Origin of the sequence: Acidaminococcus sp. CAG:542, assembly GCF_000437815.1 — a bacterium.
Lineage (GTDB): Bacteria > Bacillota > Negativicutes > Acidaminococcales > Acidaminococcaceae > Acidaminococcus.
The window spans coordinates 1-11,588 of record NZ_FR902049.1; the positions used below are offsets into that span (position 1 = coordinate 1).

The 11,588-nt window shown below is 57.0% G+C and carries 10 protein-coding genes, 1 riboswitch and 1 other annotated feature; of the genes, 6 read left to right on the forward strand and 4 right to left on the reverse strand.

The annotated features are described in order from the left end of the window. Positions 1-56 precede the first annotated feature (56 nt). The 3 genes from QVO43_RS03480 to QVO43_RS03490 form a co-directional block, all read right to left on the reverse strand. A complete protein-coding gene (locus QVO43_RS03480; protein WP_022487202.1) occupies positions 57-680 on the reverse strand; it encodes a Flp family type IVb pilin in 624 nt (207 codons plus the stop codon). 25 nt (positions 681-705) lie between these two features. Then, positions 706-1,506: an MBL fold metallo-hydrolase gene (locus tag QVO43_RS03485; protein ID WP_022487203.1), complete on the reverse strand. Its 801-nt coding sequence runs from the start codon at positions 1,504-1,506 to the stop codon at positions 706-708. 179 nt (positions 1,507-1,685) lie between these two features. After that, positions 1,686-2,861, reverse strand: coding sequence for an ATP-binding protein (locus QVO43_RS03490; RefSeq protein WP_022487204.1), 1,176 nt, complete (start codon positions 2,859-2,861; stop codon positions 1,686-1,688). Positions 2,862-2,945: 84 nt separating this feature from the next. On the opposite strand from QVO43_RS03490, the gene QVO43_RS03495 reads away from it, so the two are divergent. The 6 genes from QVO43_RS03495 to leuA all read left to right on the forward strand — a co-directional run bounded on the left by QVO43_RS03495 (position 2,946) and on the right by leuA (position 10,884). Then, complete coding sequence (locus QVO43_RS03495; RefSeq protein ID WP_022487205.1) at positions 2,946-4,319, forward strand: SLC13 family permease; 1,374 nt, start codon at positions 2,946-2,948, stop codon at positions 4,317-4,319. An 827-nt stretch (positions 4,320-5,146) separates the two neighbouring features. Then, positions 5,147-5,536 carry an endonuclease domain-containing protein gene (locus QVO43_RS03500; RefSeq protein WP_288174454.1) on the forward strand — a complete coding sequence of 130 codons (390 nt, stop codon included), beginning with the start codon at positions 5,147-5,149 and terminating at the stop codon, positions 5,534-5,536. Between the two features lie 254 nt (positions 5,537-5,790). Beyond that, entirely contained in the window at positions 5,791-6,429 is a 639-nt protein-coding gene (locus QVO43_RS03505) for a hypothetical protein (protein ID WP_229778430.1), read from the forward strand. A 56-nt stretch (positions 6,430-6,485) separates the two neighbouring features. Beyond that, the gene (locus QVO43_RS03510) at positions 6,486-7,400 is read left to right on the forward strand and encodes a radical SAM protein (RefSeq protein ID WP_022487208.1); all 915 of its coding nucleotides are present in this window, start codon (positions 6,486-6,488) and stop codon (positions 7,398-7,400) included. Between the two features lie 66 nt (positions 7,401-7,466). Further along, positions 7,467-7,545: riboswitch (ZMP/ZTP riboswitch) on the forward strand. Positions 7,546-7,593: 48 nt separating this feature from the next. Continuing rightward, entirely contained in the window at positions 7,594-8,769 is a 1,176-nt protein-coding gene (locus tag QVO43_RS03515) for a phosphoribosylaminoimidazolecarboxamide formyltransferase (protein WP_022487209.1), read from the forward strand. Between the two features lie 121 nt (positions 8,770-8,890). Continuing rightward, positions 8,891-9,136, forward strand: a binding site (T-box leader). Between the two features lie 59 nt (positions 9,137-9,195). Beyond that, positions 9,196-10,884 carry a 2-isopropylmalate synthase gene (leuA, locus tag QVO43_RS03520; RefSeq protein WP_022487210.1) on the forward strand — a complete coding sequence of 563 codons (1,689 nt, stop codon included), beginning with the start codon at positions 9,196-9,198 and terminating at the stop codon, positions 10,882-10,884. Between the two features lie 45 nt (positions 10,885-10,929). Here leuA and sfsA read toward each other — a convergent pair. Continuing rightward, the coding region (gene sfsA / locus QVO43_RS03525) for a DNA/RNA nuclease SfsA (RefSeq protein WP_288174455.1) at positions 10,930-11,588 on the reverse strand (659 nt) is incomplete at its 5' end.

The following is an 11,588-nucleotide window of genomic DNA, read 5'->3' on the forward strand; positions in this document are numbered from 1 at the left end:
GGAAAGGAAGGTACCGGCTGTGATGTTGGGATAGTGCATACAGTCAGGTCCTTTCGTCAGGGATTCCAGATTTCTTTCTTGTAGTTGTTGCTGTCGGAAGGCCGGAACCCGTCTTTATTTTCATTGGTGTAACCGGTGCCTTCCCGGTATTTCACCTGATAGGAGTTTTCCCCTGTCCGGGTGATTTCCACGCCGTACCAGTCTACATTTTTCTGGTCCACGGAAGCCCCGGTATAGGATTTTTTCCCGTCAACAGACTTCCAGAAACCGTAAAATCCCCCGTTAGCCATATAGTTTTTTCCGTTGACTGTCACTGAGCCTGTTTTTCCCACCAGGCCGTTGATGTGGTAACCATCGGCGTTCCCGTTGTTGGCATTCTGGGCATAGATGCCCACGGTGGCTCCTCTGTCAAGCTGAACCGTCCCCTTGGCAATGGCTGCCTTCAGCATTTTCGCCATGGCGTCTGCATAGCCCCGGTCGTGGATCACCGCCGGGTCGCTTTCTTTTTCCACGGTGGCCAGCAGGTTGTTGGCATTCCCGAATACGGCCTGTATTTTCTGGCCGAAGTTGTTCTGGCTGTAGATCAGGAATCCGATGCCTACGATAATGGCCAGCATCAGGGCGTATTCAATGATGTTCTGTCCTTTGGAGCGCAGAGCGTGTTTTCTGTTGTGCTGCATGAGAAGGCCTCCTTTCCCTCTCTTCTTACCACAGTTTCATTTGTTCCAAATCATCCGGCACCCACAGATTTCCCCGGTAGTAGTTCTTTCCTTCAGCGGTATACAGCTCTTTCCGCTGGGGCAGGTGGTTGTCTTCGGTGTGGTACAGGATCAGATTGGGCACCTGGAGCCGGTCGGCGTTTTCACAGGCTTCCCGTACAGTGGAATGGTGCTTTTCGTAGGGACGGAACCGGTCCCGGTCCCGGTACAGGCAGAAGGCTTCATGGAGGAGCCACTGGCTGCCGGAGAGCCGGGTAAAGTTATGGTCGTTCATGGGTTCATCCCCGCAGCAGCCCAGTTTGTGGCCGTTGCTTTCCAATACATAGCCGAACTGCTTGGCCTTGGTGGAATGGATGTCGAAAAAGGTCACGTCCCAGCCCCGGATCTTCCGGGTCTCTCCGTCTTCCACGGTGATGAAGTGGAGCCGGGTGTCCAGGTATTTCAGGTCTCCCGGGTCCAGCAGCAGCCGGGCCGTGCTCCGGAGCAGGGTGATCACCTCATCGTGGCCGTAGATCCGGGCTTCTCCCACATAGGTGCCCCGTTTCATGGCCTTCACGATCATCCGGATTACCCAGAAGACCCCCAGCACATGGTCCATATGCCGGTGGGTGACAAAGATGTCCTTGATCTTTTGCCAGGGCAGCCGGGCCCGCTTCAGCTGGCGCAGGATCCCGTTGCCGCCGCCCCCGTCCACCAACAGGTAACGTTCATTCTGGCGCAGGACATAGCAGGTGTTGTAGCACCGGGTGGAGATGGCATGGCCTGTACCTAAAAATAAAATTTCCATACAGTTGTTTTCCTTCCCTTATCTTACCATTAAGTATACTCTATATGGACGCTGTAGGGAAGGGGGAGGTTCCGGATGGGTGTGGTGACAGTGTCTATACGGACATTAACTGTTGGAAGACAGTCGGCCGTTGACCGCTGACAAAAAAGAGACTGTTGCATGCGCAGCAGCCTCTTTTTTTACATGTCCTCCAAAAACGAATGTTCCTTTCCTTTTTCCTTGTACTTCAGTACCGTGTCCAGGTTCACGTTTTCCAGGCTGTGGAAGATGTTGGCGGGGACCTGGGGGTTCTTTTCCGCCAGGGCGGCAATGAGCTTCTTCACTTCCAGCCGCTTGGAATCGGTGGTGCCGTCGGTGTGGCAGGTGGAGCAGGTTTCGGTGAACTTGCAGGCGCACTGGATGAAGTACAGGCCGTTTTCGTCCCGCCAGCTTTTGATGTCGGCTTCCCGTACATAGTACAGGGGCCGGATCAGCTCCATCCCCGGGCAGCTGGTGCTTTTCAGCCGGGGGAGCATGGTGCGGATGGCGCCGGAATAGAGCATGCTCATAAGATTGGTCTCGATCACGTCATCGAAATGGTGGCCCAGGGCGATCTTATTGCATCCCAGGTCCCGGGCCTTCCGATACAGGTACCCCCGGCGCATTTTGGCGCACAGGTAGCAGGGAGAATCCTCCACATGGAACACGGATTCGAAAATGTTGGTGGAAAAGAAGGTCAGGGGCACCTGGAGCAGTTTGGCGTTTTCCTCGATGATCTTCCGGTTCATTTCATTGTATCCCGGGTCCATGCACAAAAACACCAGGTCAAAGGGAATCTTGTTGTGGCGCTTCAGGTCCTGGAACAGTTTGGCCATGAGCATGGAATCCTTGCCCCCGGAAATGCACACGGCGATCCTGTCTCCGGGCTGGATCATGTCATAATCGCAGATGGCCTGGACGAATTTGCTGGAGATCCGCCGTTTGTACTTCCGGCGCAGGGAGGATTCGATCCGTTTCAGCCGCTGGGAATCTTCCGCCGCCAGGGCGTTCTCCCGTTCCAGCTTCTTCTGGAGCCAAAGGGAATAGCCCCCCTGAAGGGAAACGGCGGTCCAGCCCTGGTCCCGGAGGTTGGCGGCAAGGCCCAGGCTGATTTTTCCCCACATGCAGAGCAGGACGATCAGTTTGTCTTCCGGCAGGTCCACGCTGCCTGCCTGGAGTTCCAGGGGGTTCAGGTTCACGGCGCCGGGCACCGTGCCCCGGTCAAAAGCCGCCGGGTCCCGGATATCCGCCAGGAACACCTGTTCCGGGGCCAGGGCCGCCAGTTCCTCCACCGTGATTTCAGTTTTGTCTTCCCAAAGGGAAAGGGTAGTATCCATAGATGCAAAAGCTTCCTTTATAGTAGAATATTTTCCATTTTACCATGCTATAATGAACCTATCAACCAAAAGGGGGGAAGGGTCATGAAGAAACGGATCTGCCTGGGGCTGGGGCCCGGGCTGCTTTTGCTCTGCCGGTGGGTTTTGGCAGGGACCTTTGGGGCCGGCGGGGCCTGGGCTCTGGGAGTGTCCCTGTGGATGATCTTCTGGTGGATCACCCGGCCAGTGGGGCTGACGGTGACGGCCCTGGTGCCGGTGGTGGCCAATGCCTTTCTAAGCCTGGCGCCCATGGACCATCTGCTGGCCCAGTACGCTTCCAGCAGCATCGTCCTGCTGTTTGCCGCCACCCTGCTGACCCTCCCCTGGGAAAAAATCGGCCTGGACCACCGGATCGCCCTCCGGTGCCTGGCCTTTATCGGCCCTTCCATGAAAAGCCAGATCACCGTATGGTTCCTGGCGGCCACCCTGTTTTCTATCGTGCTGCCCAATGCGGTGGTGGTAGCCGTGTTCACCCCCACGGCCCTGGCCATGCTGAAGGCTGCCGGGTACCGGGGCAGCGACCCGGCAACGGGGCCCATCCTCTGCGCCATTGTGTTCGGTTCCGTGGTGGGAGGGGTGGGGACTCCGGTGGGAGGCGCCATGGACGTAATTGCCGCTGCCCTTTACCAGCAGGCCACTGGAGAGGAATTCCTGTTCACCCGGTGGTTCGGAGTCTTCCTGCCCTATCTGGGAACAGCCACCGCGGCCACCCTGGGGGTCCAGCTGCTCCAGAAGGACCCGGTGAGCCGGCTCCAGGGTACCCGGGAATACTTCCTGGCGGAATGCCGGCGGATGGGGGCCATGAGCCGGGATGAAAAGATCTGCCTGGGACTGTTCGGCCTGGCCCTGGCAGGGTCCTTTCTCCGGCCTTTGTATGCCCCTGTGCTGCCCGGGCTCCAGCCGGCCTATCTGTACGGGAGCCTGGGGTTCCTGTTGTTCTTTATCAATGGAAAGGACGGAAAGCCCCTGCTTACCTGGAACTATGCCCAGCAGCACATGATCTGGGGCGTACTGATCCTCTTCGCCGGAGGCCTGGCCATGGGGAATCTGCTGGAAGCCTCAGGAGCCAACGGCCGGCTGGCCCGGTGGGTGGGGGGAATGGCTCCGGCGCCGGGGCTGCCTTTGGTGGCGGGAATCGTCCTTTTGGGGGCCTTTCTGTCCGAAGTGTCCAGCATCACCATCTCTTCGGCCCTGACGGTGCCCCTGGTGATCACCTACACCCAGAGTGCCGGCCTGCCCCTGCTGCCCTACTGGATGGCGGCGGTGATGGGGTTCAACGGAGCTTTTCTGCTGCCCACCGGCATCCGGGCCATTCCCTGCGGCGCCGGCCTGGATACGGCCACCCTGTTCCAAAGAGGGCTGCCCGTGTGTGCGGTGCGGATCTTGTGTGCAGCGGTGATGGGATGGATGGCCGGATAGACGGCAAGCCATCGTCAACGGCCGCTGACTGTTGACCATTGACAGGAAGGAGTTGCCCTGGCACCCTATGCAGGTACTCATCAATGCAGCATTGCCAATTACAGACCCAGCAGCAGTTCCATGGGACACTTGGCCGCAGCACTAAACTGGTGATGGGAACGGACACAATGTCCGCCCAGGGAGGGGCGGGGGACCGTGCGGAGCACGGTGGTGGGGGCATCGTAAGCAGGCGCCCGACGCTTCAGCGGCGTTGGCGGTCGCTTATGCCGTAGCTGGGGACCGTGCGGAGCACGGTGGTGGGGGCATCGGCGATAGCCGATATTTTGCAGGACCGGCCGAAAACAAGGGCGTGTCCGGCAGAAGTAGAAATATGATGACCGCAGTATCCATTGCTGTCTCTCAGGTAGATAGTTCCGATACCACCGTCAAGGTATTCGGTCCTTTCAGGACCTCATGCCCCCACCACCGGGCAAGCCCGGTCCCCCGCCCCTGCAGGGCGGGCCTGCCCTCCCGGCGGAGAGCCCTTGCGGGTATATGGGTATAGAAGTTTTTGCCCTCTGTGCGGCCGGGACGGGTTTGCCTGCGGCGAAACCCCTACATCGTTGGGGTCAGAGATTCGTACATCTGGCGAGTCGCCGGTTGTGCGGCCTCTACGGGCCCATGCTCTTCACTCTGCACTCTGCACTCTTCACTTTCGGACATGGATGAATAACTATACTGTGATGAAGGTTTTACTGAGAACTTGTCTGCAGGGCGGACTTGGCCTCCGGCCTTGCTTTATAATTACAAATACCATATTATAAGATAATTCAGTATAATTTCGGGGAGTGTTGACTTTGGCTGGCAGGAACGGAATCCCGGATTACCTGAAAAACTTTTCTCACAAGATGAGAAGAAACATGACAAAAGAAGAACGGCATCTCTGGTTTGATTTTTTCCGAGGATATCCTGTACGGGTGAAACGGCAGGTCATCATTGGAAAATACATTGTGGATTTTTGCTGCGAGCGGGCTCAGGTAATCATTGAACTGGACGGAGGACAGCATTATGAGACGGAAAATAAAAAAGCCGATGCAGAACGGACCAGGCAACTGGAACGGTTGGGCTTTCTGGTCCTACGGTATTCCAATCTGGATGTGATGCAGAATTTTTCCGGAGTAACGGAGGACATCGACCGGGTGATTCGGGAAAGAATGAAGAAGTTGGGGACAGAATGAATCACGGTAGGGAGCGGGGACTGTCCAGTCATGGAGGGGCGTAATAAAGGGTCCGACAAGAAATTCAATCCATCTGTATCGCACGGCCAAAAGTCCGCCCTGCAGGGGCGGGGGACCGTGCGGAGCACGGTGGTGGGGGCATCGGAACACATACCGGTTCTGGCGGTACCCTTGAAATTTCTGCCTTTTTCGCGTATAATTAAAGAGATTTCTTATGCTTTTGAATCTTAACGTTGGGAGATGTGCATGACCGCATGAATAAAGTCGTACTCACTGCTGTTGTCTTTTCTTCGCTGACTGTGTCCGTATCTGCCTCTGCAGCCGGTATGGCCCGCCGTGCCGTGCCTTTTAACTATGGCGCTCGTGCGTCTTCTGCTGCATCGGCAAGGGTTTCCAGCAATCCGGGCTACCGGGTTTCCACCATGGAAAACCGGAGGAAGGCTTTGTCCTATACGCCTATTTCCACCAAGCAGGCCTATGCCTGGCGTCGGGATTTCGGCAAAAGCAACCTGCGGAAGTGGAGCAGCACCGAGGGGATGGATACTCCCTGGCGGAGCAACAGTACTACGGATACGGCTCATTTCAAAGCCTCCACGGTGGCCTTCCTGGACCATCTGAATGAGCTGGCCCGGCGGAATGGAGTCACCTTTGTGATCACCGGCGGGGCGGAACGGGGCTACCATGCGTCCGGCACTTATTCCCACGAAAACGGATACAAGGTGGACATTTCCGATGAAGGCGCCATGTGGGGGTCCAAGTCCTTCAAGGTGCTCCATATGGCGTTGGCGCCCTTCAAGCACCAGATTACCCACGAACTGGAAAATGCCCATTACGACATTACCATTTATCCCTACAATTACCGGGGACGGTATTCCTGGGGGTATAAATACTGAATTGGAGAGGGGCTGTTGCACGTGCAACAGCCCCTTCTTTTACGAAAGGAACCAACATGACCAAATGTACTCTTTGTCCCCATGAATGTGGGGTGGAACGGCCGGAGACTTCCGGGGACCCCGGGCAGCTGGGGTGGTGCCGGATGCCCTGTCGGCCCCGGGCAGCACGGGCGGCCCTGCATCTTTGGGAGGAACCCTGTATCAGCGGCACCTCCGGAGGCAGCGGCACGGTGTTCTTTTCCGGCTGCACTCTCCAGTGCGTGTTCTGCCAGAACAGCGAAATCAGCAGCGGGGGAAAGGGCTGGGAAGTGACCGCCGACGACCTGCGGCGGATCTACCGAAATCTCATCGCCCAGGGGGCCCACAACATCAACCTGGTGACTCCCACCCATTTCCTTCCCACCATCCTGGAATCCCTGGAGCCGAAGCTGCCGGTGCCGGTGGTGTACAACTGCGGGGGCTATGAAAAGGTGGAGACCCTCCGGAGGCTGGAGGGGAAGGTGCAGATCTACCTGCCGGATCTGAAATACGTCAGCGAAGAAGCGGCCTGGCGGTACAGCCATGCAAAGGATTATTTCGCCGTGGCCACGTCAGCCATCCGGGAAATGTTCCGGCAGACCGGGCCTTACGAAATGGATGAGGGAACCGGGCTCCTGAAAAAAGGGGTGATCATCCGGCACATGATCCTGCCGGGGTTTTTGGAAGACAGCAAGCGGATCATCGACTGGGTGGGGTCCAATTTCGGCCCGGGCCAGGTGCTGTTCAGCCTGATGCGCCAGTATGTGCCCTGCGGCCTGGCCAAAGAGGGAAAGTATCCGGAAATCGGCCGGCCCCTGACCGAAGAAGAATACCAGGAAGTGGAGGACTACCTGTTCCAGAGCCCCATCGAAGACGGGTTCGTCCAGGAAGCCAGTTCCGCCGACAGCCAGTTCATCCCGGCCTTCGACGGGACGGGGGTGAAGGGGACCTGAAGGCCCCCGGTCGCGGGTCGTGACCCCTTCTTGACCATTTCCCGCTGACAATGCTATAATGAAACGGACAGATCATGTGACTGACGGAAGTGGGTTTACCCACAGGGAGCATGGTCGTAGAATGCCGACCGTCTGGGCACCTGCTGTGGCCCGGGGTCGGCTTTTTCTTTTGACCTTAAGGAGGGAATCTTTCATGAAAGAACTGAAACTGAAGTATGGCTGCAATCCCAACCAGATCCCGGCCCGGATCTATATGCAGAGCGGGGCAGACCTGCCCATTACGGTGCTCAACGGCAGACCCGGGTACATCAACTTCCTGGATGCCTTCAACAGCTGGCAGCTGGTGCGGGAACTGCGGAGAGCCACCGGCCTGCCGGCAGCTGCTTCCTTCAAACATGTAAGCCCGGCCGGGGCGGCTGTGGGCCTGCCCCTGACGGATACCCTGAAGAAGATCTACAGCGTGGAAGGCATGGACCTGTCCCCTCTGGCCAGTGCCTATGCCCGGGCCCGCGGGGCCGACCGGATGAGTTCTTTCGGGGATTTCGTGGCTCTGTCCGACGTGTGCGACAAATCCACCGCCCTGGTGCTCCAGCATGAAGTGTCCGACGGGGTCATTGCGCCTGGGTACGAACCGGAAGCCCTGGAAATCCTGTCCGCCAAGAAAAAGGGCAAATACAATGTGATCCAGATCGATCCGGCCTACGAACCGGAAGAACTGGAAACCAAGCAGGTCTTCGGCATCACCTTTGAACAGAAACGGAACAATGACCATATTACGGAAGACCTGCTCCAGAACCGGCCTACGAAGAACAAGGAAATCCCGGAAGCAGCCCGGCGGGATCTGCTGATCGCCATGATTACCCTGAAATATACCCAGTCCAACTCTGTGTGCTATGTGAAGGACGGCCAGACCATCGGCGTGGGCGCCGGCCAGCAGTCCCGGATCCACTGCACCCGTCTGGCCGGGGACAAAGCGGACAAATGGTGGCTGCGCCAGAGCCCCAAGGTGCTGAACCTTCCCTTCCGGGCGGATATCCGGAAACCGGACCGGGACAACACCATCGACGTGTACACTTCTGACGACTGGGAAGATGTGCTGGCTGACGGGGTATGGGAAAACTTCTTTACGGAAAAACCGGAACCTATGACCCGGGAAGAACGGAAGGCCTGGATTGCCAAGAACACCGGGGTAGCCCTGGGTTCCGACGCCTTCTTCCCCTTTGGGGACAACATTGAACGGGCCCACCGAAGCGGGGTGGAATACATCGCTCAGACCGGCGGCAGCATCCGGGACGACAATGTGATTGCCACCTGCGACAAATACAACATCGCCATGGCCATGACGGGAGTACGGCTGTTCCATCATTGATGGGGAGGGTGCTGTTGCTTATGCAACAGCACCTATTTTTTTAAACATTTTTCCACAAAACTGTTGACAGCCATTATAAAAGGCTCTATAATAAGCACCATCAAGTTCAAAAGTGTAACCAACAATGACTGCGAAGGAAAGAAGATCAGAAAGGGAATTCACAGAGAGTCGACATTTGCTGGGAGTCGATAGTTCGCTTCTGAATGATAACTGGTTCCAGAGTCGTCCGGGTGATAAGTAGTCCGGAACGGGAGGTCCCGTTACAGACCTTAGCCTTATACTTGCTTGAGTAAGAGGTGAAAGGGCCGGCTTTTTGGCTGGCTGAATCAGGGTGGTACAGCGTGGAATTATTTGCCTCGCCCCTAGAGAAAACAGGGGGCGGGGATTTTTTTATGACCGCCTCGAAAATCCAAGGAGGAATTCATTATGCATAAGCCCATTAAAAAGTACATTCCCTTCCAGGGAGTCAGCCTGCCGGACCGTACCTGGCCGGACAAGACCATCACCAAGCCCCCCATCTGGTGCAGCGTGGACCTGCGGGACGGGAACCAGGCCCTGGTGACCCCCATGCAGCTGGAAGAGAAGCTGCTGCTGTTCACCACCCTGGTGAAGATCGGTTTCAAGGAAATCGAAGTAGGGTTCCCTTCCGCTTCTGATACGGAATATGAAATCCTCCGGACCCTGATCGAGGACAACTACATCCCCGATGACGTGACCATCCAGGTCCTGGTCCAGGCCCGTCCGGAACTGATCAAAAAGACCTTTGAAGCGGTGAAGGGCGCCAAGAACGTGATCATCCACTTCTACAACTCCACTTCCACCCTCCAGCGGAAAATCGTGTTCCGGAAGGACATGGAAGGAATCACCAAGATTGCCGTGGACGGGGCCAAACTGATCCGGGAACTGACGGAAAAGGAAATCGCCAAAAGCGGCATGAACATCCGGTACGAATATTCTCCCGAAAGCTTCACCGGCACGGAAACCGACTATGCGGTGGAAATCTGTGAAGCGGTGATGGATACCCTGGGAGCCACCAAGGAAAAACCGGTGATCATCAACCTGCCTTCTACGGTGGAAATGTCCACCCCCAACACCTATGCGGACCAGATTGAATACTTCATCCGGCACCTGAAGGACCGGGACCGGGCCATTATCAGTGTCCATCCCCACAATGACCGGGGCGAAGGGGTGGCCGCCACGGAACTGGCCATGATGGCCGGTGCGGACCGGGTGGAAGGGACCCTGTTCGGCAACGGGGAACGGACCGGGAACGTGGACATCGTCACCCTGGCCCTCAACATGTACACCCACAATGTGGATCCCCAGCTGGACTTCTCCCACATCAACCGGATCAAACGGATCTGCGAAAGCGTCACCAAGATGAAAGTGGAACCCCGTCATCCCTACGCCGGGGAACTGGTCTTCACCGCTTTCTCCGGATCCCATCAGGATGCCATCCGGAAGGGCTTCAAGTACATGGCAGATACCAACAGCCGGTACTGGGAAGTTCCCTATCTGCCCATCAACCCGGCGGATATCCACCGGGAATATGAACCGGTGATCCGGATCAACAGCCAGTCCGGCAAGGGCGGCGCCGCCTTTGTAATGCAGCAGGCAGTGGGGTATTACCTGCCGAAAGAAATGCATCCGGAATTCGGCCATATGGTGAAGGAAGCCGCCGATGAATACGGGGACGAACTGAGCGCCAGCCAGATCGTGGAACTGTTCAACAAAAAGTATGTGGACTATAAGGGCAAGTTCGAACTGGGAGCCCACAAGGTGTACGACAACCACGAAGGGGATGAGGATACCAGCACCATCTTCGAAGGGGATGTGAAGGCCGACGGTACGGTGATGCACGTGACCGGCAACGGGAACGGGCCCATCGATGCCTTCTTCAATGCCCTGAACAAGATCGGGGTGGACGGGTTCGAGTTCATCAACTATCACGAACACGCCATCAGCCAGGGGTCCAATTCCAAGGCCATTTCCTACATCGAACTGAAGAAACCGGACGGAAACCACATTTTCGGTGTGGGCATCCATCCCAATATCAACACCGCATCCCTGTTGGGCATCGTCAATGCCATCAACCGGGCGATCGGACAGAAATAAAAAAATGTGGGGTGCTGCACGTTTTGTGCAGCACCCCACATTTTTTTACAACACAATCTCCACCTGCTTCCCGATCTCCAGGGTCCCCGGGGTTACGTTACAATCGTAGGCCAGGAGGGTCACTCCTTTGTTTCGGGCTTCCTGGAGGGCCTGGGCGAAATCCGGGTCGGTTTTCCGGTTGGGTTCGAAATGGTCCACATCTGCCATCTGGATCACCAGGAACACATAGGCTCCGTAGCCTTCTTCCGCCGCCCGGATCAGTTCGTGGAGGTGCTTGGCACCCCGGGCGGTGGGGGCATCGGGAAAACGGACCACCCCGTCTTCTTCCAGGGTGACGCCCTTCACTTCCAGGAAGGATTTCCTGTCCCCCTGTTCCAGGTAGAAGTCGAACCGGGACTGGTCGTACCGGAATTCGGGCTGGATTTTGGTCAGGCCGGGGAGGCCTCCCTGTTCCAGCCATTCCTGGACCACCTTGTTGGGAGCCTGGGAATCCATGTTGATGAGCCGGGAGCCTTTTTCCACGGCCACCAGGTCGTATTTGGTCTTCCGTTTGGGATTGTCACTGGCGGTAAGGTACACGGCGGCACCGGGGACCAGCAGTTCCCGGCACCGGCCGGTGTTCTTCACATGGCAGGTTTCTTCCTTCCCGGCAATCTCCACCTGGGCGATGAAACGGTTGGGCCGGGAAAGGAAGGTACCGGCTG